The sequence below is a fragment of the Primorskyibacter aestuariivivens genome (assembly GCF_028023675.1).
Lineage (GTDB): Bacteria > Pseudomonadota > Alphaproteobacteria > Rhodobacterales > Rhodobacteraceae > Marinovum > Marinovum aestuariivivens.
The window spans coordinates 16986-42931 of the sequence record NZ_JAQIOZ010000021.1 but is presented as its reverse complement, the minus strand read 5'-3'; the positions used below and the strand labels follow the sequence as shown (position 1 = coordinate 42931).

The following is a 25946-nucleotide window of genomic DNA, read 5'->3' as shown; positions in this document are numbered from 1 at the left end:
TTGGAGCAATTCCAGCAAAAGTGGATCGCGGTTTTGCGTCCGGAATTGCGAAATATCGAAACGCGTTAACGTATCCAGCGCTGTACAAAACCGACAACGCGCTTAACCATCTGATTATCAAACAATCTGGGAGAGAAATAGGCCCCTGCCGCGCGTTTGTTGATCTCGCCCACCGTCGGATAGGGCGACACCATCGCCGCCACGTGCTTCATCTTGAGCTTGTTGGCGATGACCAGTGACCACAGGTTGATCAATTCCCCTGCCTGATGCCCGGCGATGGACACGCCCACGGGCCGTCCCTTGACCACCATGACCTTGATCCGCCCCGCGGTTTTACGCTCGGCGATCAGCCGGTCGTTATGCTCGAAATCAAAGCGCACCACCTCCAGCCTGTCACCATGCGCCTCGCGCGCCTCTGCCTCGGTCAGCCCCACCTGCGCCAGTTCCGGCGCGGTATAGGTGGCCCAGGGGATATGTGCGTTCGAAACCTTCGCAGGCAGACCAAACAGAGCGGAGCGGATGATGATCCCCGCATGATACCCGGCGACATGGGTGAATTGCAGCCCGCCCGCAACGTCGCCAATGGCGTAAACCCGCTTGTTTGTTGTCTTCAGACTGTCATCCACGGTGATGCCCGTCCGATGCGTCTCGACCCCGGCTTTCTCAAGGTCCAAATTGTCGATATTCGCCTTGCGCCCCACCGCCATAAGCAAATGCGAGCCCTTGAAGACGCGACCATCCTTGGTTTCCACCTCGATGGCCCCGGCCTGTCCGCGAATCTCGGCGGCCAGCGCCTCCTCCGCGATCTCGATACATTCCGCGCGCATCTGTTCGAGGACAATCCCGGCCATCTCCGGATCATCCTTGCCCAGCGCCTTGGCCCCTTCGATCACCGTCACGTCACAGCCCAGACGGCGATGCGCCTGCGCCATCTCCATACCGATAGGACCGCCCCCGATGATCAGCAGGTGATCTGGCTTATCACGCAGCTCGAAAACCGTCTCATTGGTCTCATAAGGCACAGAGTCCAGCCCCGGGATCGGTGGCACCAGCGGTGAAGAGCCGGTGGCGATCACGATACGGCGCGCGGTGATGATATGCTCGCCCGCCTGCACCTCGGTTTCGGAAATGAATCGGCCGTAGTCCCGGATCACCCGCACACCGAGGCCCTCGAACCGCTCCTGACTGTCCACCGGTTCGATCTGGGCGATCACATCGGCCACATGATCCTTGGCCGCCGCATAATCCACCTGAGGCACGTGATCGGCCACGCCATAAGCGCTGGCGTGTGATTGAGCGTAAGCCGCCTTGCCGCTGGCAATCAGAGCCTTGGAGGGCACGCAGCCGAAGTTCAGGCAATCCCCGCCCATCTTGTGCCCTTCCAGAAGGACCACATCGGCCCCCATCTGAACCGCACCCGCAGCCACTGACAGGCCCCCGGAACCGGCACCAATGACCAGAATATCCGTCTTGATCCGCTCCATGCCTCAGACCCCCGGCTTGCCGCGCACGGCTTTGATAACCATTGGCAGCGCGGCCAGAGCCGAAAGCCCCAGCAGCGGCCCGATGATATGCGGCTCCCACAACAGACTCAGATCCGGGCTTTCGCCCCGGTCGAACACCTCGCCCAGCCCCACGCCGATCCATGTAAAGACCAGCCCGCCGGGGATGATGCCCAGCGCCGTGGTCCAGACAAAGTTGCGGAATTTCACACCGACCAGCGCGGGCAACAGGTTGGCCACGAAAAACGGCACCGCCGGGACAAGTCGCAGGAGCAACAGCACGCTGATCTCGTTTTCGCGCAGCCCGTCCTTGAGCCGTTTGATCGTACCCTCCGACGCCTCAAGCCTGGCGGTCAGCGAGGCCCCCAACCCCCAGCGCGCCGCGAGGAATATAGCCGTGGCCCCGATGGTGGCGGCCAGCACGTTCAATCCGGTGCCCGCAGCAAGACCGAACAGGAAGCCGCCAGTGACCGACGCCACCGCCGCGCCCGGCAATGAAAACGCCACGATCAACACGTAGATGCCCACGAAACTCAGCGCCACCAGCGCATAGTTCGAATCGCGCCACCCCAGGAGCAGTTCGCGATTGTCGCGCAACGTGTCAAAGGTGATGTAATCGCGCAACGTGAAGTACCCGATCACCGCCACCACAAGGATAGTCAGAAGCGGAAGGTGTCGGGTCAGGCCGGGCTTGGCGTCCGGCGCGGGCTGGGGTGAGGTCATATCGGTCATGCTATTAGGCTATTCCTGAAAAGGGCAGTGGCTTTCTTGCTCAAAACATGGGCCCCGGGCCAGTGCCGCAACAGCATGGTCACGCCCGCTTGATCTCAGGTGACGGGTTTCGTTAGAAAACACGCGGTGCGACCCGCTTTTGTAACATTTCTCACGTAGCCAACCCCGGAAATGTTGCAGGGGACCGGATTTCGCAGCCAACAGGGTTTGACTTGGCTCCAAAGCCCCCCTATAGCACGGGCTTCAATTTGCTGCCGCGCGAATCCGCGTGATGGAGAGCGTGCGGCCCAGAATTCGGAGACGGAGCGATGAAACGCACCTATCAACCCTCGAACCTCGTGCGCAAGCGGCGCCACGGTTTCCGTTCGCGTATGGCCACCAAAGCCGGTCGCAAGATCCTGAACGCGCGTCGCGCCCGTGGCCGCAAGTCGCTGAGCGCCTAAGCGCGTCTCAAGACTGACCCGCGATGACACCGCCGGAGGCCCCCTTGGATGGCGACAGCGCCAGCCGGGAGGACCGCAGCCCGGCGGTTTCTTCGTACCCGGTTGCGTCACGAGCTGTGCTCCGCACGCTGTCCAAACGCCCGCAATTCCTCGCCGCCGCGCGCGCCCGCAAACAGGGCACGGGCGGTTTTTTGCTGCAAGCACGCAACCGCGGCGATGATGATCCCGCGATTGGCGTGGGCTTCACCTGTTCCAAAAAGGTCGGCAATGCCGTGGCCCGCAACCGCGCCAAACGCCGCTTGCGCGAGATCGCCCGCCTGATCCTGCCCGAACTGGGCCGCCCCGGCTGGGACTACGTGCTGATCGGCAAGGCCGGGAACACCGCCGCGCGCGACTTTACCGATCTGCAAAAGGACCTCTGCTATGCGCTGCGCAAGGTGCACGGAGGTGCGCAATGAGCCCGCTGGCGTGGCTCCTGTCCTTGCCCGTGCGTGGCTATCGCGCGGTCTTCTCACCATGGGTCGGGCATAATTGCCGCTATCACCCGACCTGTTCGGCCTACGCCATGGAAGCCTTGCAAAAACATGGCGGGATCAAGGGCGGCTACCTCGCCCTGCGCCGCATCCTGCGGTGTCACCCGTGGGGCAAAAGCGGCGTGGATAACGTGCCGGATTGAGAAAGGCCAAAATCCGGGCTTGGCCGGACCATCCCTCCACCACGCGCTCTTTTCGATCCCACCCTTGACCGCGGGCCTTAACTTGCGGGAAGCTTGATCAGGGTAGGAAAACAATTTGAAAGCCATCCTCAAGCGTTCTGGATACCGGATTCAACCGTGCATGGTCGGGGACCGTCCGGATGTGGCGGAATATATTTTTGGAGATACCGAGGTCGCCAAAACGCTTGTCCACAATGTCTCGTCCCGCGAAGGCGCCTTGGCCGCAACCAACGCCTGGATTGATACTCTTGCAATCGACGGGAAAAAGAACATCGGTACTGCTGAACATATCGGCCTCTGGACGATCCGTGACGAGTCACGGGACAATCAGTTCGTGGGGATCCGTGGCGTATTTGTTGCTCCTGGCCTCCCAGCCAACTCAGTAGCAACATTTGTTGCCGTCGCCCGGGCTTACTGGGGCCAAGGGGTATCAAGCGATTCATCTCGTATACTTTGTGAGCATGTTTTCGAAACCTCAGACGCCGATGCGATCTACACCCGCGTTTGGCCAAACCTGAATCCAGCTAGCGATGCCGTCCAACGCCGGTTGGGCTTTGTCCGGGCAAAGCGACACACGCTCAGAAACACATTCGGCGAAGCGCGCATGAAAGAGGTTCTGGAATTCGATCTTTGGCGCGCATCTCAACTCCGAGGCGAAGATTTCGATGAGACGCTGCGTCAGGTGTCCATACGCATTGGACAATTGGCGGCGGAAAACCTGCTGGATTCCGAGGCGGCATTTCAGCGAATTATCAACACTCTTCCTGACGCCTTGGCGTGCACAGAAGACCTGCAAACCAAGATTATGGATGATCTGAAAAGCGGGTTGGAAAACCCAGCTTGGGCAACTTATCGATTGTCACGTGACAATTGGTCAGCGTCTCTTCGTGGCACATCATCGGGTTAAAACGCACGACCGTTCGATCCCTCCAAGCACCAACCCTGCGCCGCGCTCTGGACCTCTGCGCTCCCTCTGCTATGACCCGTCCAACATAAAGCCAAAGGGATGTGCCCATGACCACCGCCAAACGCATCGTGCTGTCCAGCGATCACGCCGCCATTGACCTGCGTCAGGCCATCGCCGCCCATATCTCGGCCAAGGGGTTCGAGGTCGAAGACATCGGTCCAACCACGACCGAAAGCACACATTACCCCAAGCATGGCGAAGCCGCCGCGCGCAAGATCGCAGCGGGCGAGGCCGATCTGGGCATTATCCTTTGCGGCACCGGTCAGGGCATCATGATGGCCGCCAACAAGGTGCCGGGCATCCGCTGTGGCGTCTGCATGGACACGTTTTCGGCCCGGATGATCCGCGAGCATAACAATGCGCAGATGCTCTCCCTCGGCGCGCGCGTTGTGGGTGATGCGCTGGCATTGGACATTGTCGATGCCTTCCTGTCTGCCGAGTTCGAAGGCGGCCGCCATGGCACGCGCGTGGACATGATCACTGCGATCGAAGCACAGGGCTGACGCCGCAGCGTGCGCATTCACCTGCGCACCGTTCTTGCCAGATCACGCCAACAGGCATAAACCCGCGCCATGCTGGACACACCTGACGATATCCACCCGCTCTTTGCCGGGGCCCCCTCGACCACCGAGTTCAAGAAGCTGCGCAAACGCGTCGTGCGGCAGGCGCGTGAAGCGATTGAACATTTCGGCATGATCGAACGCGGCGCGCGCTGGCTGGTCTGTTTGTCAGGGGGTAAGGACAGCTATACGCTTCTGGCGGTGCTGCACGAGCTGAAATGGCGCGGGCTGCTGCCGGTGGAGCTTCTGGCCTGCAATCTTGATCAGGGGCAGCCGGGGTTTCCCGCGACAGTGCTGCCCGAATTCCTTGAGGAAATGGGTGTCGAACACCGGATCGAGTATCAGGACACCTATTCCGTGGTGGTGGACAAGGTCCCGCGGGGGCGCACCTATTGCGCGCTATGTTCACGGCTCCGCCGCGGCAATCTCTATCGCATTGCACGGGAAGAGGGGTGCTCGGCCGTGGTCCTGGGCCACCACCGCGACGACATTCTTGAAACCTTCTTCATGAACCTCTTCCATGGCGGGCGTCTGGCCACGATGCCGCCAAAGCTGGTCAATGAAGAAGGCGATTTGTTCGTCTATCGCCCGCTGGCTTACGTGGCCGAGGCCGATTGCGAAAAATTTGCGAATTCAATGCAGTATCCCATTATCCCCTGTGACCTCTGTGGGTCGCAGGACGGGTTGCAGCGCCAGCAGGTCAAGCAGATCCTCGACGGTTGGGAACGCAACAGCCCAGGGCGCAGGCAGGTGATGTTCCGCGCTTTGATGAATGCGCGCCCCTCCCATCTGCTGGACCCGAAGCTGTTTGATTTTGCGGGTCTCGAGCGTGGATCGGGAAAATTCGAAGAAAACCCCGAAGATATCCCGAAGCTGCGTTAACATCCGGGTGAGACATCCGCGCCTATCCTGGTCCTGTACTTCATGGACAGGCACAGGGCATGCGACACACAACTCGGTCTTTCGCTGCAGATTTTCGCCACCTGGTCGGCAAACTGGTCAATAACAGCTGGCTGCCAGCGGTTTTTCCCATCCTGGCCTTTGCCGGCTATCTTCTGGGGGGCGAAGTGTTCCTCGCTTTCTTCGCGCTCGGGCTGCCGATGCTCTGGTTGCTGCTGATCGCGGGACGTGATCGCACCCCGCATATAGCGGGCGCAGATCCGGTCACAGGGTTTGGACTGGCGTCACATTTTGAAAACTGGTGCGCCCAAGCAATTTCCTGCAGCGAAGCCACGGGCAAGGGCACGGCCTGTATCATCCTGGAAATCGACGACGCTGCGGTCTTGCCGGAACGATTCGGGACCGGCGGCTGCGACCGGATCCAGCAACAGCTTGCCAAGCGGCTGCGTGCCGCGACACGGGGCGGCGACCAGTTTGCAAAGCTGTCGGACTGGCAATTCGGCATCATTTTGGATCCGGTGCCACATTTGGATATCGAAGCGTGCATTCAACTTGCCGTGCGTCTGCAGGCCACCCTGGAAGACCCTGTAAGGCTGGATGGGGTCTCCGCTTATGTCTCGGCATCGGTCGGCCTGTGCCTCCTGCGTGACAGCCCCGGCCAGGATACCATGCATTTTGTCGAAGCGGCGGAAACCGCTCTGATCACTGCCCGGCGCAACGGGCCATCCGCGATCCGCGCCTATTCTCCGGGCATGGCGATGATCAAAAGATCGGCTGACAAGGAAGCGCTGGACGTGGCTGCCGCACTTGAAGCGGGACATATCAAACCCTGGTTCCAACCCCAGATTGACACGGTCAGCAAAGCGATCACCGGCTGTGAGGCGCTGGCGCGCTGGGAGCACCCGGATCGCGGGCTGATTCCCCCTGATGAATTCCTGCCGCTTGTCGAGCGGAATGGGTTTCTGGACAGGTTGGGGGAAGACATGCTCTATCACGCGCTGTCGATGCTGCAAGACCTCGACCAGCGTGGTCTCGATCTGCCGGTCATCGGGGTGAATTTCTCTTTGTCGGATTTACGCAACCCAAAGCTGCCTGACCGGGTCGCGTGGGAGCTTGACCGTTTTGCAATTGCGCCGGAACGGCTATGCGTCGAGATTCTGGAACAGGTGGTCGCGGAATCGCCCGACGATATCACCGTACGCAATATCGCAGCACTTTCAGAGGCCGGCTGCCGGATCGACCTTGACGATTTCGGCACCGGGCATGCGTCGATCACATCCTTGCGGCGTTTCGCGGTCGACCGGTTGAAGATTGACCGCTCATTTGTCGTCCATTGCGACCAGGACCCGGACCAGCGCCGCATGGTATCGACCATCATTTCCATGGCCCAGGAGCTTGGGCTCGACACATTGGCCGAAGGCGTGGAAACGATCGGCGAACAGGTTGTGCTGACCGAGCTTGGCTGCGGACATCTGCAGGGATTCGGAATTGCCCGTCCCATGCCGCTTGCGCAATTGCCCGACTGGATTACCGCCCATGAAACGCGGCTGCACGGCGCTTGCAGCGAAGCAACTCCGAAAACCCGGCTCAATTAGGGCCGCGAATGGACGCAGGCAGCTGCTTTCTGCCACTCTGCCCTTGACCTTTGGCCCCACACTCTGTTGAACGCGGCCTGATGAACTAAGGACAGGTGGCAGTCCCTCATGGACGATCAGAACAAGAACCTTATCCTCGCAACCGCGCTCAGCTTTGTCGTGATCCTAATCTGGTTCGTGCTGTTTCCTCCGCCGGAACCCGAACCAACGGACCCGAACGCGCCTACGCAGTCCGAGGCGGGGGTCACGCCGGGAGGAGAAACCAGGGTTGCCGATACTCCGGCAGCCGCTCCGGGCACAACGCCCGCGACCGAGGAAACGGCCGCCGACGAGGCGTCTGACGCCGCGCGCATTGCCATCGAAACCGCGCGCCTGTCCGGCAGCATCTCGGCGCTTGGTGGCCGGATCGACACATTGGCGCTCAAGGATTACCGCGTCACACTGGACGAGGGCGCGCCGATTGTTGATCTGCTCAAACCCGTGGGCAGCCAGGGCGCCTATTACGCGCTTTATGGCTGGGCGCCGGGTCAGGGTCTGAACCTTGATGACGTCCCCGGTCCCAACACCGAGTGGCAGGTCAGCGAAGGCGTGACCCTGACTGAGGACACCCCCGTCACCCTGACCTGGGACAGTGGCAACGGTCTTTTGTTCACGCGCGAAATTGCCGTTGACGAAAACTACATGTTCACCGTGACCCAGAAAGTGGCCAATAGCGGCGCTGGCACCGTGTCCATGGCCCCCTATGGCATTCTGGCCCGTCACGGCGAGCCGCAGGACCTCAAGAATTTCTTTATCCTGCATGAGGGTGTTGTGGCCATGGCCGACGGCGAACTGGCCGAGATCGATTATGCAGACATGCCCGATTTCGACGTCGACCCCGCCGAAGGCGCCCGCGCCGAGGTGACACAAGTCAGCGAGAACGGCTGGATCGGCTTCACCGAGCATTACTGGATGGCAACGCTGATCCCGCAACCGGGCAGCGCTTTCAAATCCGTGGCCAAATACGATGCGCGCCGCGACATCTACCAGACCGAAGCCGTACTCCCCACACGCCAACTGGCAGCGGGCGAAGAGGTCGCCGTGACCACGCAGCTGTTTGCAGGTGCCAAGGAATGGGAAGCGATACGCAACTATGAAAAGGGCGGCGTTGACAGGTTCCTCGATTCCATCGACTGGGGCTGGTTCTTTTTCCTGACGAAACCGATTTTCGCCGTGCTGCACTGGCTCAATGCGATGATCGGCAATATGGGCTGGGCCATCATCGGTCTGACCATCCTGATCAAGGCGCTGCTCTTCCCGCTGGCTTATAAATCCTATGCCTCCATGGCGAAGATGAAAGAGCTTCAGCCGGAAATGGAAAAGATCAAGGAACGCGCGGGCGAAGACCGTCAGAAGCTCCAGCAGGAGATGATGGCGCTCTACAAGAAGGAAAAGGTCAACCCGGCCTCGGGCTGTCTGCCGATCCTGCTGCAGATCCCGATCTTCTTCTCGCTCTACAAGGTGATTTTCGTCACGCTGGAACTGCGGCACGCGCCCTGGATCGGCTGGATCAAGGACCTTTCGGCACCCGATCCGTCGTCGCTCTATAACCTCTGGGGCGTCCTGCCCTGGGGCACGCCAGAACCGGGCTCGATCCTTGCGCTGATCTTCATCGGGATCCTGCCGCTGCTGCTTGGTATCTCGATGTGGCTGCAGCAAAAGCTGAACCCGGCACCCACCGACCCCACGCAACAGATGATCTTTGCCTGGATGCCATGGGTGTTCATGTTCATGCTGGGCTCCTTCGCCAGCGGGCTGGTGGTCTACTGGATCGCGAACAACACGATCACGTTCATTCAGCAGTACCTGATCATGCGGAGCCACGGGTACAAGCCCGACGTGTTCGGCAACATCAAGTCGAGCATAAAACGGAAGCCACGCGAGGCAGACAAGAAATGACCGGCAGGATCACTCAGATCTTCCGCCACCCAATCAAGAGCCACGGTCTTCAGACCGTGGCTCGTGTCTCTTTGGAGGAAGGGCATATGATGCCCTGGGACCGGGTCTGGGGCGTGGCACATGAGGCCTCGGAGGCGGACGGCTCGAAATGGGTGTCCTGTGCCAATTTTTCGCGTGTGTCCAAGGCCCCGGGCCTGTCGGCCATCACCGCCGATCTTGACGAGGCGACCGAAACCGTGACGCTGACCCACCCCGAGTTGGGTTCGCTGACGTTCCAACCGGATCATGAAGGCGACAAGCTGATCGCATGGGCGGGCGGGTTGATCCCGGAAAACCGTGCCGCATCGGCCCGGGTTATTCGCGGCACAGGACAGGGGTTTTCGGACAGCGATTTCCCATCTGTCACGCTGTGCAACATGTCATCGCACCGCGCGGTGGAACAACGGGTGGGACAGGAGCTGTCGATCAAGCGGTGGCGCGGGAATTTCTGGTTCGACGGGCTGGCGCCGTGGGAAGAATTCGACTGGATCGACCGGGAAGTCCGTATCGGCACCGCCATTGTCATCCCCCGCGAACGCACCGACCGCTGCCTTGCCACGCATAACAACCCCGACACCGGCACCCGCGACGCCAATGTGCTTGGCGCGCTGGACAGTTGGGGACACCGTGATTTCTCCGTGCGCGCCGAGGTGGTGCAGGCGGGTGACGTCGCCGTCGGCGACACGATAGGACGAGCCTGATGCAATTGCCTTTCCCTCTGGCCGAAGACCCCGATGCACTGAGCCTGGAAAAGGGCCGCAAGCTGTTCGCGGGGAATACCGATTTCCTCAAGGGCGTGGTGGCTATGTCTGGCCTGCCGCCCGATGACCGGATCGAAGTGTGCTTTGCCGGGCGTTCCAATGTGGGCAAATCCAGCCTGATCAACGCGCTGACCGGCCGCAAGGGATTGGCGCGGGCGTCGAATACGCCGGGGCGCACGCAGGAGATCAACTTTTTCACCTGTGGCGAGGATCATTACCTCGTGGACCTTCCGGGCTATGGATATGCCAATGCGCCGCTGCCGGTGGTGGAGAAATGGCAGAAGCTGTTGAAACAGTATCTCTCGGGCCGCCAATCGCTACGCCGGGCCTTTGTGCTGATCGACACGCGGCACGGGATCAAGAAGGTGGATGAAGAGATCCTGACGCTTTTGGACAAGAGCGCAGTGACCTTCCAATGCGTGCTGACCAAGGCCGATAAGGTCAAGGCGGCGGATCGTGAGAAGGTGCTGACCCAGGTGCGCAGTAAGCTCAGCCAGCATCCGGCGGCCTTTCCCGAGATCGTCCTGACGTCGAGCGAAAAGGGCGACGGGATTGGAACGCTTCGGGCGATTATTGCCTCCCTTGTTTGATGGTTTGGTGGGCAGGAATTGCCCACCCTACGCTTGCGCCTTGGTCCCGTGCTTGGGATAACAGAGCACCAAGAGGGACAAAGGATGAAAACCCAGGATATGAATCGCGACTGGATCGCCACCGCCCGCACGCTGTCTCAGGCCCTGCCCTATCTGCAGCGCTATACCGACGCCATAGTTGTCATCAAGCTGGGCGGTCACGCCATGGGCAGCGACGAGGCGATGGAGGAGTTTGCCCGCGACGTGGTGCTCATGCAGCAGGTGGGCGTAAACCCGGTGATCGTGCATGGCGGCGGACCGATGATCAACGCCATGCTGGACAAGCTGGGGATCACCTCGACTTTCGTGAATGGCAAGCGGGTGACGGACAAGGCCACTGTGGAAGTGGTGGAAATGGTGCTGTCGGGGCTGGTGAATAAGCGCCTCGTGCAGGCCATCAATGGTCAGGGCGGCAAGGCCGTGGGCCTGTCCGGCAAGGATGCCAACCTCATCGTCTGTGACCAGACCAATCCCGATCTGGGTTTTGTAGGCACGCCGGCAAAGATCAACACCGCTGTTCTACATGACATGTTCCGATCCAACACGATCCCGGTGATTGCCCCGCTGGGCGCAGGCCGGGCGGGCGAGACGTTCAACATCAACGGCGACACCGCCGCTGGGGCCATCGCTGGCGCGCTCAAGGCCGACCGGCTGCTTTTGTTGACCGATGTGGCCGGGGTCAAGAATGCAGCGGGCGACGTGGTGACTGAACTGACCGCCGCGCAGATCCGAGAAATGACCAGCGAGGGCGTGATTGCAGGGGGGATGATTCCCAAGACAGAGACCGCGCTTGACGCGATCGAACGTGGCGTGCGCGCGGTTGTGATACTCGACGGGCGCGCGCCCAATGCCTGTCTTCTGGAGCTTTATACCGAACACGGGGCCGGATCGCTTATTCGCGAGGCCCCGAAAACGTGAGTTGTCATATGCGGTCTGCCGCATATATCTGAACGCATGGAAAACGAAGCGCTCATCCGTCTTGTTGTCTTTGCGGGGCTGTTCAGCCTGTTCGCCTTTCTCGAAACGCGCGCCCCGCGGCGCGCGCTGGGTCAGCCGCGTCTGCGGCGCTGGACGACCAATTGGGCGATCATCATCATCGACACACTGACACTGCGGGCTCTGGCCATCGGCCTGCCGCTGCTGGCCGTGGGCGCGGCGGTAGATGCGGGCGCAAATGGCTGGGGGCTGTTCAACGCGCTGGACTGGCCGGGCTGGCTCGAAATTGTCCTTGCGATCCTCATCCTCGATTTCGCGATCTGGGCGCAGCACCTGATCACCCATAAAGTGCCGATCCTGTGGCGGCTGCACCGGGTTCATCACGCCGATACGGATATCGACGTGACGACGGCTATCCGCTTTCACCCGGTCGAGATCGCCCTGTCCATGCTGCTCAAGATCGGTTTGGTGTATTTGCTGGGACCGGCGGCGCTGGCGGTGATCCTGTTCGAGATCATCCTGAACGGCACGGCGATGTTCAATCACTCCAACCTTAAATTGCCGCTCTGGCTGGATGCGGTGCTGCGCCGGGTTCTGGTGACACCGGATATGCACCGCGTTCATCATTCCGTGCACCGCCACGAACATGACAGCAATTACGGGTTTTCCCTGTCGATCTGGGACCGCCTCTTTGGCACCTACATCGCCCAGCCTGAGGCCGGGCATGAAGGGATGCAGATCGGGCTTGAGTGGCAGGACGAGCGGCCTTCAAAGCTGGGATGGGCCTTGTGGCTGCCGTTTATGAAGCGCTAAGCTGGGACGCCGAGGCGCGGCATCTGCGCATTCTGGGCGGGTTTCATCCCGGGCCGGAGCACGGCGCACCTGAGGGATGCCACACGCTGTTGATGATCGGCCCCGCCGAACCCGCATTCTGGCCTGCCTTTCAAGCAACCCCTGAATATCAGGATGGCGCCCCGGACCCTCTTGATCGCTGGTCCAAGCGCGTCCTCGGCGACTGGGCCGCAGAACTGGGCGCAGAGGCGCTGTTCCCCTCGGATGGCCCGCCCTATGCGCCTTTCATCGCCTGGGCCAAGGCAACGAGGCGCGTGCATAATTCGCCCGCCGGTATCCTTGTGCATGACCTTGCCGGGCTGATGGTGTCCTTTCGCGGCGCGCTGGCGCTGCGCGAGAACGTTGACCTGCCTAACCCGCCACCCTCGCCCTGCCTCAACTGCGCGGATCGCCCCTGCCTCATCGCCTGCCCGGTCGGAGCGCTGGCCGAAGGGCAGGCTTATGACGTTCCCAAATGCAAGGACTGGCTGGATCGGGATGAAACCCGCGATTGCATGACACGCGGTTGCGCGGTACGCCGGGCCTGTCCCGTGAGCCAGAGCTATGGCCGCCCCGAAGCGCAATCGGCTTTTCACATGAGATCGTTTCACCCGACATGACCCTTCGCCTGATCCTGATGCGCCACGCGAAATCAAGCTGGGATGATCCCCGGCAGGCTGACCATGACCGCCCCCTGAACAAGCGCGGACGACGGTCGGCAGATGCACTGGGGGATTGGTTGCGGGACAAAGGATACCTACCGGATCTGGCGCTCTCGTCGTCGTCCCTGCGCACGCAAGAGACCTTTGAGCGGCTGCGCCTCACCAGTCCCGTTGACTACCAGTCATCGCTCTACCACGCCGGACCGGCGGCGATGATGGATGCTTTGCAACAGGCCGAAGGGCAAACCGTGCTGATGCTGGGCCACAATCCCGGCATTGCGGAGTTTTCCGCGCGGCTTGTCACGCATGACCCTGCGCATGAGCGCTTCTACGATTACCCGACCTGTGCCACGCTGGTCGCGGAGTTCCCTGAAACAAACTGGGCGGCGATACGCTTTGGTACCGCCGCCCCGATTGATTTCGTTATTCCCAGAGAACTGGTGTGATCGACCGGATCAATGTCCCAGAATCTGGCTCAGGAAGAGCTTCGTCCGCTCATTCTGCGGGTTGTTGAAGAACTCTTCGGGTTCGTTCTGTTCGACGATCTGGCCCGCATCCATAAAGATCACACGGTTCGCCACCTGACGGGCAAAGCCCATCTCGTGGGTCACGCAGAGCATCGTCATGCCCTCTTCGGCAAGGCTCACCATGGTGTCGAGCACTTCCTTGATCATCTCGGGGTCAAGCGCCGAGGTGGGTTCATCGAACAGCATGATGCGCGGACGCATGCAGAGCGACCGGGCGATGGCCACACGCTGCTGCTGACCACCGGAAAGCTGGCCGGGATATTTGTCTGCCTGTTCCGGGATCTTCACCTTTTCGAGGAAATGCATGGCAATCTCCTCGGCCTCTTTCTTGGGCGTCTTGCGCACCCAGATCGGGGCCAGCGTGCAATTCTCAAGGATCGTCAGATGCGGGAAAAGGTTGAAGTGTTGGAACACCATCCCGACCTCGGAGCGGATCTTGTCAATATTCTTGAGATCCGAGGACAGCAGCGTGCCGTCCACGGTGATCGACCCTTTCTGGTGCTCTTCCAGTGCGTTGATGCACCGGATAAGCGTGGATTTACCCGACCCGGACGGACCCGCGATCACGATCCGCTCGCCACGGTGAACGGTGAGGTTGATGTCGCGCAGAACGTGGAACGTGCCGTACCACTTGTTCATGTTGTCAATCTGGATCGCGACTTCGTCGGAGATATGCAGATTTTGAGCAGCTTCAGCCATCTGTGAAACCCTCCCTTAACGGTGATCGGTCTGAAGCTGACGCTCCAGCCATTGTGAATATTGCGAAATGCCGTAGCAGACGATGAAGAACACGAAGACCGCGAAGCCCCAAAGCTCCCAGTAGACGCCGTTCCACTCCGTCGAGGCGAGGATCGGACCGCGGATCATGCCCACAAGGTCAAACATCGAGATGACCGAGACCAGCGTGGTGTCTTTGAACAGCCCCACCGCCACGTTCACGATGCCCGGGATCGAGATCTTGAGCGCCTGCGGCATGATGATCAGGCGGGTGGCCTGCGCATAGTCGAGGCCAAGACTGTCCGCCGCCTCGTATTGACCGCGCGGCAGAGCCGCCAGACCGCCCCGGATCACCTCGGCGATATAGGCCGAAGAGAAGGCCGTGATCATGATGATCACCCGCACGATCAGGTCGAAATTCGTGCCCGGAGGCAGGAAATAGGCCAGCACCACGTTCGCCACGAAAAGCAAGGTGATGAGCGGCACGCCCCGGATGAATTCGATGAAGACCACGCAGATCCACTTGATAATCGGCATGTCCGACTGACGGCCCAGCGCAAGGCAGATACCAATGGGCAGCGACAAGGACACACAGACGGTGCCGAGGATCATGTTCAGCATGAAGCCGCCCATGTCGCGCGAGGCCACCGGCTCAAGCGCCAGCACATTCGACGCCGCCCCCGAAACGAACCCGCCGACGAACCAGACCACGATGGCCGTGATCAGACCGGCGAGAAGCCCCATGGCAAAGCTTTGATGTTCGACTTTCTTAAAGGCGATATAGGCCGCGACAAAGCCAAGCAGCGCCACCAGCGGGGCAAGGATTGTCCCGCCCCAGATCAGCCAGAAGGCCACGAAAGGGAACAGTCCGGTCAGGATCAGCATCTTGCGCGGCAGGTGGCTGAACAGCACCGGAGCGATCGAGACCAGCATGACCACGAAGGCCAGCGTCGGGCGCCAGTACTGGTCATCGGGGTATTTGAACCCAAACAAGAGCTGGTTCCAGCGTTCCGTCAGGACCGAGAAACAGCCCCCCGTCGCGCCTTGCAGGATTTCGCGACATTCGGCCAGCGAATCCGTTGTCCAGATACCGTTGGCGAACCAGGGCAACGCCCCCACCACGATCTTGTAGATGACGTAGGCTGCAAAGATGGTCAGGATGGAGTTGAACCATCCCGCAAAGAGGTTCTCCCGCATCCATTTGATCACGCCACGTTCGGTGGCCGGGGGCTCTAGCTCCGGCAGCATGGTTTCACGCACGTAGGCGACGGTTTGCGCATGTGTATCAGACATCTCAGCGCTCCTTCAGCTTAACGGCGTTGTTGTAGACGTTCATGATGGCCGAGATGCCCAACGAGATCGTCAGGTAGAACAGCATCAGAAGCAGCACGCATTCAATCGCACGGCCCGTCTGGTTCAACGTGATCCCGCCAAGCGTGCCGGTCAGGTCCATATAGCCCACGGCGATAGCCAGCGACGAGTTCTTGGTCAGGTTCAGGTATTGCGAAATCAGCGGCGGAATGATGACGCGCAGCGCCTGCGGCAGAACCACAAGGTTCATGATCCGGTTGGGACGCAGACCAAGCGAGGCCGCGGCCTCGGTCTGGCCCTTGCTCACGGCAAGGATACCGGCACGCACGTTTTCCGCGATAAAGGCCGCCGTGTAGATCGCCAGCGCAAAGGTCAACGCGATCAGCGAGTTCCGCATGAAGATGCCACCACGGAAGTTGAAGCCCTTGAGCTCCGGCATTTCCCAGCTCAGCCCCATGGCAATGAGTGCAATAATCAGGGGACCAAACCAGATGGCCAGCGTGTAATACCAGGTGGTCGGACGTACGCCGGTTGCTTCCTGGGTCTTGGTGGCCCAATTCGCCAGGGCACGGGCACCGAAGAACCCGGCAACCAGAAGCGCGATCACAATCAGCCAGCCAGTGCCACCTGCGGCCCATTCCGCAGTGAAGAAGGGACGTGGCGAATAGAACCCGCGCCCGGTAAAGGCAAAGGCCTCCCACAGCATCGACGCCTCGGGATTGTCACCCCGGAAATCACGCGGTTGCGGCAGCACGGCAACGAACACCGCCATGATGATCAGGATCCAGATCAGCACCGGCACGTTGCGGAAAATTTCGACATAGACAGCCATCAGCTTGCGCACGAGCCAGTTCTTTGACAGACGCAAGACACCGACGACAACGCCGATCACCGTCGCAAGGAAACAACCGACAACGGCCACCAGCAAGGTGTTGAGCACACCCACCACGGCAGCGCGCAAGTGGCTCGATTGGCTGGTGTATTCAATCAGCGTCTGGTTGATGTCATATCCAGCGGGTTCGCCCAGGAACCCATAGGACAGATTCAACCCGGCCGCAGCCAGGTTCTGCACGAGATTCCAGCCCAGATAGGCCATGACCACGATCAGACCCAGCAGGGCGATGAACTGAAATGTAATGGATCGGTAGCGTTTGTCGTTGATCAGCTGGGACAGCCGAAACGACTCCGCCGGTGGGTCGGATAACGTCGACATGAATTTGATCCCTGTGTTTCCGCCGGGTTTTTAAGAGGCTGGCAGGTTGTCCTGCTCTGATGCCGGTGGCGGATTTTTTATTGTGATGGGAAAAAGAGGGCGCTGCTAGCGCCCTCTTCCGTGGATCCGATTAACGGAACGGCGGTGCGTAGAGCAGGCCGCCATCGGTCCATTGTGCGTTCAGACCGCGTGCCAGACCAACGGGAGTGTTTTCACCGATGGTCTTCTCAAACAGCTCACCGTAGTTGCCGCCTGCAGCAATCGCTTGCTTGGCCCAGTCAGCCGACAGGCCGAGCATTTCGCCCAGCGTGCCCTCGGAACCGAGCAGACGGTTGATTTCCGGATTGTCAGTGCCGGCCGACATCTCTTCGAGATTGGCCGAGGTGACACCGTATTCTTCCGCAGCAATCAGCGCGTTGAGAGTCCAGCGAACCACGTCACCCCAGTCGTTGTCGCCATGGCGGACCAGCGGGCCGAGCGGCTCTTTGGAGATGATCTCGGGAAGAACAACGTGATCGCCCGGGTTTTCAAAGGCGGCACGGGTTGCGGCCAGACCGGATGCGTCCGTGGTGTAGACGTCACAGGCACCTTCCAGGTACAGCGGCTGCGCTTCTGCGTTGGTCTCAATCGGAACCGGTTCATAGCTGATGTTGTTCTTGCGGAAGAAATCCGCGAGGTTCAGCTCGGTTGTGGTGCCGGTTTGGATGCAGATGGTCGCGCCATCCAGTTCCTTGGCCGAGGACACGCCCAGTTCCTTCGGAACCATGAAGCCCTGACCGTCGTAGTAGTTGATGCCGACGAATTCGAACTTCAGGTCTACGTCACGCGAGAAGGTCCATGTGGTGTTCCGGGCCAGCATGTCGATCTCGCCCGAGGCCAGCGCGGTGAAACGCGTCTTGGCGGTCGTTGGCACGAATTCCACGGCGGTTGGGTCACCAAGAACGGCAGCAGCGACGGCGCGGCACACGGCGACATCGAAGCCTTGCCATTCGCCATTTGCATCTGGCGCGCCAAAACCGACCAGCCCGGTCACCACACCGCAGTTGAGCTTGCCGCGCGCCTTGACATCGTCCAGCGTACCAGCTGCCGCAGCACCTGCCGCCAGACCTGCAACAGTCAGCGCGCCAAGAAATACGGATTTATTCATAGTTACCTCTTCCTGTTTATAGCCACCCGGAAAATGTCTCCCTTCCAGGGCGGTCGTGGCCACCGCAACGGCGGCAATCTCAATGCAAGAGGGCCTCGCCCCCCCTAACGGCTGCGAGTGTGGGCGGATTCCTGAATGAAGGTCAAGTGAAACGGGGGGTTTTTGGCCACTTGACGCAAGGGGGACCAAAGGTAAAGCAAGCCGCTGCGCAACATTCGCGCCAGAACGCATGCCTGGTGCACAAGAAACGGTCGGACCGTTATACCCCCGGCCCTGTGTGCCCGTGTTATTCTACCTGCGACAGGCGCCAGACACGCGCTGCATGCAAAAAGGCCTGCCGTTTGATCTCGGCCTGGGCGCTGGCTTCTTCATCCTCGCCCCATTGCTCTTCCTGCCAGGTCTCGTCGATGCGGGACATGGCCCAAAGCGCGTCGTCGGGCTGAACCTGCTTGGTCGCCGCAAGGCCGATGACAAGCGATCCCGACAAGGACACCAGATCATGCAACGCGGCCAGTTCAAAATTGCTGGCCTCATGAACGCGCTTGCGCAAGGGCGCGAGCGCAGCCTCGGACTGCGCCAGATGCATCACGCCGGAGGTCACCTCCAGCTTTGCACCATATGTCTGCGTTGCCCAGTCCAGCAATGGGTCCCACGTCGCATCCTGCCGCGCGCGCAGCTCTGCAGGCGAATCTGCGCGGTAGCAGAGAAGGTCCGTGCCACCGTAGTCAGCAATCATGTCAGCCACTTCGCCATGTTGGAGCACAACCTTGTCAATCGCGGCATTGGCCGTGCGGGTAAACGGCATTTTATTGGGGTCGATCAACTCCTCGACCGCATCCCATTCGGCGCGAACCGCATCGGCAAATCCCCGGGTCGGAAGCACAAGCGCCGCTTTGGCCGGGGTTTTCACCGGACGCCCGTCCAACTGCACCGCGAAGCCATCCTCGCATTCGCTCACGAGGGTCTCCTTCCAAAACCGATTTGCTTTCCATTCGCTCATGTTGAAAACCCCCAATACTGCTCCAGCACTCCCGGCAACTGCGTAACCTGATCAATGATCACATCCGCCGCCCCAAGGCGTTCTCGCGGGTGATAGCCCCAGCTCACCCCGATGGCAAAGATGCCAGCCGCGCGCGCCATTTCCATATCAAAACTGGTGTCACCGACCATGACCGCATGTTCCGGATCAAGCCCTGTCTCGCTCAGCGCTGCATGCAGCATGGCGGGATGCGGCTTGCTCGGGTGAAAGTCCGATACCTGTTCGGTGACGAATGTATTCCGCATTCCGTGCGCGTCCAGAAGCGCCGTCAGGCCGCGCCGCGATTTGCCCGTCGCAACGCCCAGCAACCATGTTTCGCGCGCGTTCAGCGCGGCCAGTGTCTCGGCGATCCCCGGATAGAGCGGTGAGGTCGCGCCCATGCGCCGGTGACTGGCATAGGCATCTTTGTAAGCGGTCACGATGCCCGCCTGTGTCTCCGGGTTCTGATCGGGAGCCAGCTCTGCAATCGCCTGCGGCAAAGACAGACCGACGATGGACAGAACCGCTTCGCGTGGCGGCGCGGGCAAATCCAGCGCCCCGAACGCCTCTTGCATGGCGCGCAGGATATCCGCCTGGCTGTCGACAAGCGTGCCATCCACGTCAAAGATGACCAGCCGGAGGTCGCTCATCTGAGGCTCTCGAACGGGTCTTCCGCGGCGAGGTCTTCGGTCCAGCCCAACGTCTCGAATGTCTGCGCAATGTGTTCGGGCAACCGCGCGGTCACTGTGATCACCTTGCCCGTCACGGGATGTTCGAAACGCATCATACGCGCATGCAGGTGCAGCTTGTTCGAGATGATCCCGCCCAGTTTCGCGCCCCAGCCATCGCCAAGGTTCTCCTGCCCCGAACCGCCATATTTGCCGTCGCCGATGATTGGATGTCCGATTTCGGCCATATGCGCGCGAAGCTGGTGGGTGCGGCCCGTGATCGGCTCCATCGCCACCCAGGACGCGCGGCTGGCGACGCGGTAGAGCGTGGCATATTGCGTAAGCGCGCGCTTGGCGCCCGGCGTGCTGTCCACCTCGCGCGGATGCACGGCGATCATCTTTTCGCCCTCGCCGCGGCTGCCATGGCCGCCTGCCTTGACCAGCCCGTATTTGATCTCGCCCAGATAAGGCGTCGGCACGCCGGCCACGACGGCCCAATAGATTTTGCGCGTTTCCTTGTGCCGGATTGCCGCCGTAAGCTTGCTGGCCGCCTGTCGGGTCCGTGCCAGAAGCAGCACGCCCGATGTATCCTTGTCCAGCCGATGCACAAGGCGCGGTTTGTCCTCGAAATCGCCCTGCAGCGCCTCTGACAACCCGTCCACATGACGGGTCTGTTTGCTGCCGCCCTGCGTGGGCAGGCCCGGCGGCTTGTTCAGCGCGATGATGTGATCATCCTGCCAGATCACGCAATCGCGGATCAGCTTGGCGTCCTTGTCAGAGACACGGGTCCGCGCGGGCGGCGGCGTGGCCCCTGCATCGGGGATGGGCGGAATGCGCACCTCCTGCCCCGCTTCCAGCCGCGTGGCGGATTTGACCCGCCCGCCATCGACGCGCAGCTCGCCCTTGCGGCACATCTTCTCGATGCGGCCTTGCTGCAAATGCGGGAACATCCGGCGCAGCCAGCGGTCAATGCGCTGGCCCGCGTCCTCGTCCGAGACGATCTGTTTCTGAACACCGCTCATGCGAAATACCCCCGTGCGGCGATCATGCCCAGCACCATCCCCAATAATGCCAGCGCCACCGAGGCCCCGACATAGAGCGCGGCTGTCCCCAGAGCGCCCCGTTGAAATAATGTCACCGCGTCCAGCGAGAAGGCCGAGAAGGTGGTGAACCCGCCCAGCACACCGGTCATCAGCAGCGGCGCAAACCGTGTCGCATGGTAATGCGCCAGCACCACCACCAGCACACCCATCGCGAAAGAGCCGATCACGTTCACCGCCAAGGTGCCCCATGGAAAGCCATGCCCCATCAACCGCACGGCCAGTACGCCGGTCAGGTAGCGCCCCGAGGCGCCGATGGCCCCGCCAAGGGCCACTTGAAGGAGGGTGATCATCATGGGGGCGTCCATCGCGCGCCGTCACGGACATGTCAAGCGGCGGCCGCGTCGTGGGGACTTGTTCGGCGCGGCCTACCACCTATGATCTGCGGCAAAGGAGTTTGCCCATGCTGTCCCGCCGCGCATTTCTTGGCTCTGCCCTTTCGATAACCGCCCTGCCCGCACTTGCCACGCCGCGCCGCAGCCTGACCGCTGGTCCATCGCGCCATCAAATCGCACCGGCTGACTATCCCGACACCGCGCTCTGGACCTTCAACGGGACCTTCCCGGGAGAAGCGCTGCGTTTTGCGCAGGGCGAGCGGCTCGATATTCGCGTCAAGAACGACCTGCCGCAGGCAACAAGCGTGCATTGGCACGGGCTGCGCCTGCCCAATGCGATGGACGGGGTGCCGGGGCTGACCCAACCGCCGATCGAGACGGGGCAAAGCTTTGATTACGCCTTTGATCTGAAGGACGCGGGAACCTATTGGTATCATTCCCATGCTCAAAGCGTGGAACAGGTCGAGCGCGGGCTCTATGGCCCCCTGATCATTGACGAGCCAGAGCGCCCGGATGTGAACCACGACCTGACGCTGGTCCTGGATGATATCCGGCTCGTGCAGGATGCCAGTATCTCGGAGGATTTCGACAACCGGCATGACGGGTCGCATGCGGGGCGCATGGGCAACCTGATCCTGACCAACGGGATGATGGACGCGCGATTTGATGTGAAACGGGGCGAAAGGCTGCGCCTGCGTCTGATCAATGCGGCCAATGCGCGGGTGTTCCAGCTTGGCCTGCAGGGGCTGGAGGGCTGGGTGGTGGCGCTGGACGGGATGCCGTTGCAAACCCCGGAACGCCCCGGCGAGACTTTTGCACTGGCCCCGGCGCAGCGGATGGATCTGATCGTGGATGTGGTGGCCGAAGATGAGGCGTTCCTCGTGCAATATGACCGTTCGGGCGGCTATGCGCAGGCCACGTTCCACATCTCGGGCAGGTCAGAGGCCACGCGCCCGGCACCCGATGCGCTGCCGCCGAATGAGGTTCACGCACTGGAGATCGACGCCGCACGCTCTGTTCCCTTGCGGATGGAAGGCGGCGCGATGCGCGGGCTGCAAAGCGCGGTCTACCAGGGCGAGGACATGGGCATGCGCGATCTGGCGAGCCGTGGCATGTTCTGGGCCTTCAACGGCGCGGTGGGGCGGCAGGAGGCGCCGCTGATCGAGGCCGCGTTGGGCGAAACGGTGCGTGTGCCGATGATCAATGACACGGCCTTTCCCCATGCGATGCACCTGCACGGGCATCATTTTCAGGAAGTGACCGAGGCGGGGATGGGCCCCTTGCGCGATACGCTGCTGGTGAACCCGGGGGAAACCCGCGAAGTGGCCTTCAACGCGCATAACCCCGGCGACTGGCTGTTTCATTGTCACATGCTGTCCCATCACGCGGCGGGGATGGGCACATGGATCAGGGTTCGCGCCTGAGCCTGAGCTTGGCGAAATAATCCACGCGTTTCTTGAGCTCCCGCTCGAACCCGCGCTCGACAGGGCTGTAGAGCACGGGGCGTTTCATGGTTTCGGGGAAATAGTTCTGCCCCGAGAAACCGTCCTCGGCGTCGTGATCATAGGCATAGCCATCGCCATATCCCTGATCCTTCATGAGCGATGTCGGCGCGTTCAGGATATGTTTGGGCGGCGGCTCGGACCCGGTGGCCTTGGCCGATTTACGCGCGCCTTTATAAGCCACATACCCCGCGTTGGATTTCGGCGCGAGCGCGAGATAGATCACCGCCTGCGCCAGCGCCAGCTCTCCCTCCGGGCTGCCCAGCCGCTCATAGGTCTGCCATGACTGCAGACAGACCGCCTGCGCCTGCGGATCGGCCAGCCCGATATCCTCCACCGCCATGCGCGTGAGACGACGGGCAAGAAAGCGCGGGTCTTCACCGCCCTCCAGCATCCGCGCGAACCAATAGAGCGAGGCGTCGGGATCAGAGCCGCGCACCGATTTATGCAAAGCGGAGATCAGGTTGTAATGCGCGTCCCCGGATTTGTCATATTGCGCCGCGCGCCGCATCAGCCGGGACGAAAGCGCCTTTGGGTCCAGTTTGCCGTCAACGTCCCATGCCATGACCTGTTCAATGAGATTGAGCAGCGCGCGCCCGTCGCCATCGGCCATCTCCAACAGAGCCTCCCGCGCTGGGCCATCCAGCGGCAGGGCGCGGTCAAGTTCCTTCTCGGCCCGTTGCGCCAACCGCTCAAGATCCGCTAGGTCCAGCCGCGTCAGGACCAGCACCTGCGCGCGACTTAGAACAGCGGCGTTCAGTTCAAAGGACGGGTTTTCCGTGGTCGCCCCGACAAGCAGGATCGTGCCGTCCTCCATATGCGGCAGGAACCCGTCCTGCTGCGCCTTGTTGAAGCGGTGGATCTCATCGACAAAGAGCAGCGTCCCCTGCCCGTTGGCCCGGCGATGCTTGGCGGCCTCGAACACCTTGCGCAGTTCCGGGACGCCAGTGAAGATTGCGCTGATCTGGACGAAATGCAGATCGGTTGCATCGGCGAGTAGCCGGGCGATGGTGGTCTTGCCCACGCCGGGCGGCCCCCAAAAGACCAGCGAGGACAGCGAGCCGGATTTCAGCATCACGCCAAGCGGCGCATCCGGTCCCAAAACCTGTTCCTGCCCGATCACCTCGTCCAGCGTTTTCGGGCGCAGCCGATCGGCCAGCGGGCGCGGCGCGGTATCGGGGGGCGCATCTGCCGATGTGTCGAAGAGATCCGCCATTCGCTCAGACCCGGAACCGCAGGACAACCCGCTGTCCACGACGCAGAACCTGCATCCCGACCCGACCCGAGGCGCGGCGCAGGATGCGCGCCACGTCATCCGGTGCCTCGATCCGGACGCGACCGATCGCTTCAATCACATCGCCACGTTGCAGCCCAAGCCGCGCACCGATCTCGCCGGGGTCTGTGACCACCACGCCTTCCGCCCCCGCAGGCAAGCCCAGTTCGTCCTGCACCGCCGGGTTGGCGCGGGCGATGGTCAACCCCTCGATCAGGTCGCCGCGGCCAAGCGTGATTTCATTCCGGGGCGGGATGTCGGGCGGGGCGATCATCGCCACGTCCACCGTATCTTCGCGGCCTTGCCGGGCGAAAGTCACGTCAACGCTGGACCCGATGCCACGCACTGCCATGCGATAGATCATCTCGGGCGGGGTGTTCACCGGCTGGCCATCAACTGCGAGGATCACATCACCCACCTCGATCCCGGCTTCGGCAAAGGGGCTGGCACGGTGCAGCTCGGACACGACAACGCCGCCGGGAACGGAGAGACCAAGGCTCTCGGACAGGTCGGCATCCACCGCCTGACCACTCATCCCGGCCCAGGGCCGGGCAAAGCGGGTCAGCCCCTCGCGCGCCTGCGCCACGAACTGCGCAACAAGTGAGGCAGGAATGGCGAAGCCAATACCGTTGGAGCCGCCCGATCGTGTAAGGATCGAAGTATTGACCCCGATCAGCGCGCCGTTGACGTCGATCAACGCACCACCGGAATTGCCGGGGTTGATCGGCGCATCGGTCTGGATGAAATAGCCCCGCCCATTGCCCGTGGCCGTGCCGGAGCGGGCGAGGCCGGAGACAATGCCGCTGGACACGGTCTGGCCCACGCCGAACGGGTTACCGATGGCCAGCACCAGTTCGCCCACCTCGACCGTATCACTGTCACGCAGCGACAGGTGCGGCATGTCGTTTGCCTCGTCGAGCTGCAGGATCGCCAGATCGCTTTCCTCATCCGCCAGAAGCACCCGCGCGGAAAATTCACGCCTGTCGTTGAGCACCACGCGGATATCGGTCGCCTGCCCCACCACGTGATAATTCGACACGACGATCCCGTCCTCGGACAGAATCACGCCCGACCCCAGAGAATTCTGCACCCGGGGCCGCATCTGGCCGAAATCGCGAAAAAACTCGCGGAAGAACGGATCATTGGCAAAAGGGCTGTTGCTGCGCTCGGCCACGACGCGGCGGGCATAGATATTGACCACGGCCGGAGCGGCCTGTTTGACCAGCGGCGCGAATGTCAGCGAGATTTCTGGACGGCTTTGCGGCACCTTGGCGGTGGCCGGAAAGTGATATGCCGCAATCCCGAGGATTGCGATGATGCTGATTGCGATCCATCTCATGACGCCAAGGATATGCGCCCCGGTCCGGAGTTTTGCAAGTCAGCGTCGCGCAACGAAAAAGGCCGCCCCGGTCGGAGCGGCCTTTGATCGTCCCTGACCAGGCGATTTATTCTTCGGCAGCTTCTTCGGCTGCAACGCGAGCCTTGTCAGCCGCGCCTTTGGCGTCCACGTCGCGGTCCACCAGTTCGATGATCGCCATCGGGGCCATGTCACCGTAACGGAAACCGGCTTTCAGAACACGCGTGTAACCACCCTGACGCTCGGCATAACGGGGGCCCAGAACCTCGAACAGCTTGGCGACGTCCTTGTCTTCTTTCAGCTGTGCTGCGGCCTGACGGCGGGCGTGCAGATCGCCGCGTTTGCCGAGCGTGATCAGCTTGTCCATGACGCGCTTGAGCTCTTTTGCCTTGGGCAGGGTGGTCTTGATTTGCTCATGTTCGATGAGCGAGCCGGCCATGTTGGCCCACAGCGCCTTGCGGTGCTCGTGGGTACGGTTCAGGCGGCGGTAACCTTTTGCGTGACGCATTGTCGTTCTCCTAATGTGCCCTCTACAGGCGTTTTTGCTTTGTCTGACCGGCGATGCGTG

The 25946-nt window shown here is 61.4% G+C and carries 28 protein-coding genes; 15 read left to right on the top strand and 13 right to left on the bottom strand.

Annotation, left to right across the window (positions count from 1 at the left end; all coding sequences use genetic code 11):
- Positions 1 to 65: 65 nt before the first annotated feature.
- Together PGB28_RS18350 and PGB28_RS18345 are read right to left on the bottom strand one after the other, a co-directional pair.
- Positions 66 to 1484, bottom strand: a complete 1419-nt coding sequence (locus PGB28_RS18350; protein WP_271422987.1) for a dihydrolipoyl dehydrogenase family protein — start codon at positions 1482 to 1484, stop codon at positions 66 to 68.
- 3 nt (positions 1485 to 1487) lie between these two features.
- On the bottom strand, positions 1488 to 2234 hold the full coding sequence (locus PGB28_RS18345) for a TVP38/TMEM64 family protein (RefSeq protein ID WP_271422986.1): 747 nt from the start codon (positions 2232 to 2234) through the stop codon (positions 1488 to 1490).
- A gap of 308 nt (positions 2235 to 2542) precedes the next feature.
- Between PGB28_RS18345 and rpmH the strand changes: the two genes are divergently transcribed.
- The 14 genes from rpmH (at position 2543) to PGB28_RS18275 (ending at position 13656) form a co-directional block, all read left to right on the top strand.
- Positions 2543 to 2677, top strand: coding sequence for a 50S ribosomal protein L34 (gene rpmH / locus PGB28_RS18340; protein ID WP_048599009.1), 135 nt, complete (start codon positions 2543 to 2545; stop codon positions 2675 to 2677).
- A gap of 23 nt (positions 2678 to 2700) precedes the next feature.
- The gene (gene rnpA, locus PGB28_RS18335) at positions 2701 to 3135 is read left to right on the top strand and encodes a ribonuclease P protein component (RefSeq protein ID WP_271422985.1); all 435 of its coding nucleotides are present in this window, start codon (positions 2701 to 2703) and stop codon (positions 3133 to 3135) included.
- Positions 3132 to 3353 (top strand): membrane protein insertion efficiency factor YidD, encoded by a 222-nt coding sequence (yidD, locus tag PGB28_RS18330; protein WP_271422984.1) that lies wholly within the window; start codon positions 3132 to 3134, stop codon positions 3351 to 3353. The genes rnpA and yidD overlap by 4 nt, the downstream gene beginning before the upstream one ends.
- Before the next feature lie 115 nt (positions 3354 to 3468).
- Positions 3469 to 4299, top strand: coding sequence for a GNAT family N-acetyltransferase (locus PGB28_RS18325; RefSeq protein ID WP_271422983.1), 831 nt, complete (start codon positions 3469 to 3471; stop codon positions 4297 to 4299).
- A 107-nt stretch (positions 4300 to 4406) separates the two neighbouring features.
- Positions 4407 to 4862 carry a ribose 5-phosphate isomerase B gene (gene rpiB, locus PGB28_RS18320; RefSeq protein ID WP_271422982.1) on the top strand — a complete coding sequence of 152 codons (456 nt, stop codon included), beginning with the start codon at positions 4407 to 4409 and terminating at the stop codon, positions 4860 to 4862.
- Between the two features lie 69 nt (positions 4863 to 4931).
- On the top strand, positions 4932 to 5801 hold the full coding sequence (ttcA, locus tag PGB28_RS18315) for a tRNA 2-thiocytidine(32) synthetase TtcA (RefSeq protein ID WP_271422981.1): 870 nt from the start codon (positions 4932 to 4934) through the stop codon (positions 5799 to 5801).
- A gap of 59 nt (positions 5802 to 5860) precedes the next feature.
- On the top strand, positions 5861 to 7414 hold the full coding sequence (locus PGB28_RS18310) for a putative bifunctional diguanylate cyclase/phosphodiesterase (RefSeq protein WP_271422980.1): 1554 nt from the start codon (positions 5861 to 5863) through the stop codon (positions 7412 to 7414).
- Between the two features lie 108 nt (positions 7415 to 7522).
- Complete coding sequence (yidC, locus tag PGB28_RS18305) at positions 7523 to 9352, top strand: membrane protein insertase YidC (protein ID WP_271422979.1); 1830 nt, start codon at positions 7523 to 7525, stop codon at positions 9350 to 9352.
- Positions 9349 to 10092, top strand: coding sequence for an MOSC domain-containing protein (locus PGB28_RS18300; RefSeq protein WP_271422978.1), 744 nt, complete (start codon positions 9349 to 9351; stop codon positions 10090 to 10092). The genes yidC and PGB28_RS18300 overlap by 4 nt, the downstream gene beginning before the upstream one ends.
- Complete coding sequence (gene yihA / locus PGB28_RS18295) at positions 10092 to 10742, top strand: ribosome biogenesis GTP-binding protein YihA/YsxC (RefSeq protein ID WP_271422977.1); 651 nt, start codon at positions 10092 to 10094, stop codon at positions 10740 to 10742. The genes PGB28_RS18300 and yihA overlap by 1 nt, the downstream gene beginning before the upstream one ends.
- A gap of 84 nt (positions 10743 to 10826) precedes the next feature.
- Positions 10827 to 11699 (top strand): acetylglutamate kinase, encoded by an 873-nt coding sequence (gene argB, locus PGB28_RS18290; protein ID WP_271422976.1) that lies wholly within the window; start codon positions 10827 to 10829, stop codon positions 11697 to 11699.
- A gap of 36 nt (positions 11700 to 11735) precedes the next feature.
- Positions 11736 to 12530 carry a sterol desaturase family protein gene (locus tag PGB28_RS18285; RefSeq protein ID WP_271422975.1) on the top strand — a complete coding sequence of 265 codons (795 nt, stop codon included), beginning with the start codon at positions 11736 to 11738 and terminating at the stop codon, positions 12528 to 12530.
- On the top strand, positions 12497 to 13168 hold the full coding sequence (locus PGB28_RS18280) for a ferredoxin (protein WP_271422974.1): 672 nt from the start codon (positions 12497 to 12499) through the stop codon (positions 13166 to 13168). The genes PGB28_RS18285 and PGB28_RS18280 overlap by 34 nt, the downstream gene beginning before the upstream one ends.
- Positions 13165 to 13656: a SixA phosphatase family protein gene (locus tag PGB28_RS18275; protein ID WP_271422973.1), complete on the top strand. Its 492-nt coding sequence runs from the start codon at positions 13165 to 13167 to the stop codon at positions 13654 to 13656. Before PGB28_RS18280 ends, PGB28_RS18275 begins: the two co-directional genes overlap by 4 nt.
- Before the next feature lie 9 nt (positions 13657 to 13665).
- On the opposite strand, the gene PGB28_RS18270 is transcribed toward PGB28_RS18275, so the two are convergent.
- The 8 genes from PGB28_RS18270 to crcB all read right to left on the bottom strand — a co-directional run bounded on the left by PGB28_RS18270 (position 13666) and on the right by crcB (position 21207).
- Positions 13666 to 14436, bottom strand: a complete 771-nt coding sequence (locus tag PGB28_RS18270) for an amino acid ABC transporter ATP-binding protein (protein WP_271422972.1) — start codon at positions 14434 to 14436, stop codon at positions 13666 to 13668.
- A gap of 15 nt (positions 14437 to 14451) precedes the next feature.
- Entirely contained in the window at positions 14452 to 15747 is a 1296-nt protein-coding gene (locus PGB28_RS18265) for an amino acid ABC transporter permease (protein ID WP_271422971.1), read from the bottom strand.
- Position 15748: 1 nt separating this feature from the next.
- Complete coding sequence (locus PGB28_RS18260) at positions 15749 to 16978, bottom strand: amino acid ABC transporter permease (protein WP_271422970.1); 1230 nt, start codon at positions 16976 to 16978, stop codon at positions 15749 to 15751.
- A 130-nt stretch (positions 16979 to 17108) separates the two neighbouring features.
- Positions 17109 to 18125 carry an amino acid ABC transporter substrate-binding protein gene (locus PGB28_RS18255; protein WP_271422969.1) on the bottom strand — a complete coding sequence of 339 codons (1017 nt, stop codon included), beginning with the start codon at positions 18123 to 18125 and terminating at the stop codon, positions 17109 to 17111.
- Positions 18126 to 18411: 286 nt separating this feature from the next.
- Entirely contained in the window at positions 18412 to 19125 is a 714-nt protein-coding gene (locus PGB28_RS18250; RefSeq protein WP_271422968.1) for an ATP12 family chaperone protein, read from the bottom strand.
- Positions 19122 to 19793, bottom strand: coding sequence for an HAD-IA family hydrolase (locus tag PGB28_RS18245; protein ID WP_271422967.1), 672 nt, complete (start codon positions 19791 to 19793; stop codon positions 19122 to 19124). The genes PGB28_RS18250 and PGB28_RS18245 overlap by 4 nt, the downstream gene beginning before the upstream one ends.
- Complete coding sequence (locus PGB28_RS18240; RefSeq protein ID WP_271422966.1) at positions 19790 to 20833, bottom strand: RluA family pseudouridine synthase; 1044 nt, start codon at positions 20831 to 20833, stop codon at positions 19790 to 19792. The genes PGB28_RS18245 and PGB28_RS18240 overlap by 4 nt, the downstream gene beginning before the upstream one ends.
- A complete protein-coding gene (crcB, locus tag PGB28_RS18235) occupies positions 20830 to 21207 on the bottom strand; it encodes a fluoride efflux transporter CrcB (protein WP_271422965.1) in 378 nt (125 codons plus the stop codon). The genes PGB28_RS18240 and crcB overlap by 4 nt, the downstream gene beginning before the upstream one ends.
- A gap of 107 nt (positions 21208 to 21314) precedes the next feature.
- On the opposite strand from crcB, the gene PGB28_RS18230 reads away from it, so the two are divergent.
- Entirely contained in the window at positions 21315 to 22670 is a 1356-nt protein-coding gene (locus PGB28_RS18230) for a multicopper oxidase family protein (RefSeq protein ID WP_271422964.1), read from the top strand.
- On the opposite strand, the gene PGB28_RS18225 is transcribed toward PGB28_RS18230, so the two are convergent.
- The 3 genes from PGB28_RS18225 to rplQ form a co-directional block, all read right to left on the bottom strand.
- Complete coding sequence (locus tag PGB28_RS18225) at positions 22654 to 23964, bottom strand: replication-associated recombination protein A (protein ID WP_271422963.1); 1311 nt, start codon at positions 23962 to 23964, stop codon at positions 22654 to 22656. The two genes, PGB28_RS18230 and PGB28_RS18225, sit on opposite strands and share 17 nt — an antisense overlap.
- A 4-nt stretch (positions 23965 to 23968) precedes the next feature.
- The gene (locus PGB28_RS18220; RefSeq protein ID WP_271422962.1) at positions 23969 to 25360 is read right to left on the bottom strand and encodes a trypsin-like peptidase domain-containing protein; all 1392 of its coding nucleotides are present in this window, start codon (positions 25358 to 25360) and stop codon (positions 23969 to 23971) included.
- A gap of 106 nt (positions 25361 to 25466) precedes the next feature.
- A complete protein-coding gene (rplQ, locus tag PGB28_RS18215) occupies positions 25467 to 25886 on the bottom strand; it encodes a 50S ribosomal protein L17 (RefSeq protein ID WP_271422961.1) in 420 nt (139 codons plus the stop codon).
- Positions 25887 to 25946 lie beyond the last annotated feature (60 nt).

Excerpts from the sequence above, each read along its gene's own strand:
- PGB28_RS18310 (WP_271422980.1), top strand. The coding sequence starts at position 5,861 with ATGCGACACACAACTCGGTCTTTCGCTGCAGATTTTCGCCACCTGGTC.
- rpiB (WP_271422982.1), top strand. The coding sequence starts at position 4,407 with ATGACCACCGCCAAACGCATCGTGCTGTCCAGCGATCACGCCGCCATT.
- argB (WP_271422976.1), top strand. The coding sequence starts at position 10,827 with ATGAAAACCCAGGATATGAATCGCGACTGGATCGCCACCGCCCGCACG.
- PGB28_RS18350 (WP_271422987.1), bottom strand. The coding sequence starts at position 1,484 with ATGGAGCGGATCAAGACGGATATTCTGGTCATTGGTGCCGGTTCCGGG.
- rnpA (WP_271422985.1), top strand. The coding sequence starts at position 2,701 with ATGACACCGCCGGAGGCCCCCTTGGATGGCGACAGCGCCAGCCGGGAG.
- rplQ (WP_271422961.1), bottom strand. The coding sequence starts at position 25,886 with ATGCGTCACGCAAAAGGTTACCGCCGCCTGAACCGTACCCACGAGCAC.
- PGB28_RS18225 (WP_271422963.1), bottom strand. The coding sequence starts at position 23,964 with ATGGCGGATCTCTTCGACACATCGGCAGATGCGCCCCCCGATACCGCG.
- PGB28_RS18240 (WP_271422966.1), bottom strand. The coding sequence starts at position 20,833 with ATGAGCGGTGTTCAGAAACAGATCGTCTCGGACGAGGACGCGGGCCAG.
- PGB28_RS18245 (WP_271422967.1), bottom strand. The coding sequence starts at position 19,793 with ATGAGCGACCTCCGGCTGGTCATCTTTGACGTGGATGGCACGCTTGTC.
- PGB28_RS18345 (WP_271422986.1), bottom strand. The coding sequence starts at position 2,234 with ATGACCGATATGACCTCACCCCAGCCCGCGCCGGACGCCAAGCCCGGC.
- yidD (WP_271422984.1), top strand. The coding sequence starts at position 3,132 with ATGAGCCCGCTGGCGTGGCTCCTGTCCTTGCCCGTGCGTGGCTATCGC.
- rpmH (WP_048599009.1), top strand. The coding sequence starts at position 2,543 with ATGAAACGCACCTATCAACCCTCGAACCTCGTGCGCAAGCGGCGCCAC.
- crcB (WP_271422965.1), bottom strand. The coding sequence starts at position 21,207 with ATGATGATCACCCTCCTTCAAGTGGCCCTTGGCGGGGCCATCGGCGCC.
- yidC (WP_271422979.1), top strand. The coding sequence starts at position 7,523 with ATGGACGATCAGAACAAGAACCTTATCCTCGCAACCGCGCTCAGCTTT.
- PGB28_RS18275 (WP_271422973.1), top strand. The coding sequence starts at position 13,165 with ATGACCCTTCGCCTGATCCTGATGCGCCACGCGAAATCAAGCTGGGAT.
- PGB28_RS18265 (WP_271422971.1), bottom strand. The coding sequence starts at position 15,747 with ATGTCTGATACACATGCGCAAACCGTCGCCTACGTGCGTGAAACCATG.
- PGB28_RS18280 (WP_271422974.1), top strand. The coding sequence starts at position 12,497 with ATGGGCCTTGTGGCTGCCGTTTATGAAGCGCTAAGCTGGGACGCCGAG.
- PGB28_RS18300 (WP_271422978.1), top strand. The coding sequence starts at position 9,349 with ATGACCGGCAGGATCACTCAGATCTTCCGCCACCCAATCAAGAGCCAC.
- PGB28_RS18260 (WP_271422970.1), bottom strand. The coding sequence starts at position 16,978 with ATGTCGACGTTATCCGACCCACCGGCGGAGTCGTTTCGGCTGTCCCAG.
- PGB28_RS18285 (WP_271422975.1), top strand. The coding sequence starts at position 11,736 with ATGGAAAACGAAGCGCTCATCCGTCTTGTTGTCTTTGCGGGGCTGTTC.
- yihA (WP_271422977.1), top strand. The coding sequence starts at position 10,092 with ATGCAATTGCCTTTCCCTCTGGCCGAAGACCCCGATGCACTGAGCCTG.
- PGB28_RS18220 (WP_271422962.1), bottom strand. The coding sequence starts at position 25,360 with ATGAGATGGATCGCAATCAGCATCATCGCAATCCTCGGGATTGCGGCA.
- PGB28_RS18255 (WP_271422969.1), bottom strand. The coding sequence starts at position 18,125 with ATGAATAAATCCGTATTTCTTGGCGCGCTGACTGTTGCAGGTCTGGCG.
- ttcA (WP_271422981.1), top strand. The coding sequence starts at position 4,932 with ATGCTGGACACACCTGACGATATCCACCCGCTCTTTGCCGGGGCCCCC.
- PGB28_RS18230 (WP_271422964.1), top strand. The coding sequence starts at position 21,315 with ATGCTGTCCCGCCGCGCATTTCTTGGCTCTGCCCTTTCGATAACCGCC.
- PGB28_RS18270 (WP_271422972.1), bottom strand. The coding sequence starts at position 14,436 with ATGGCTGAAGCTGCTCAAAATCTGCATATCTCCGACGAAGTCGCGATC.
- PGB28_RS18250 (WP_271422968.1), bottom strand. The coding sequence starts at position 19,125 with ATGAGCGAATGGAAAGCAAATCGGTTTTGGAAGGAGACCCTCGTGAGC.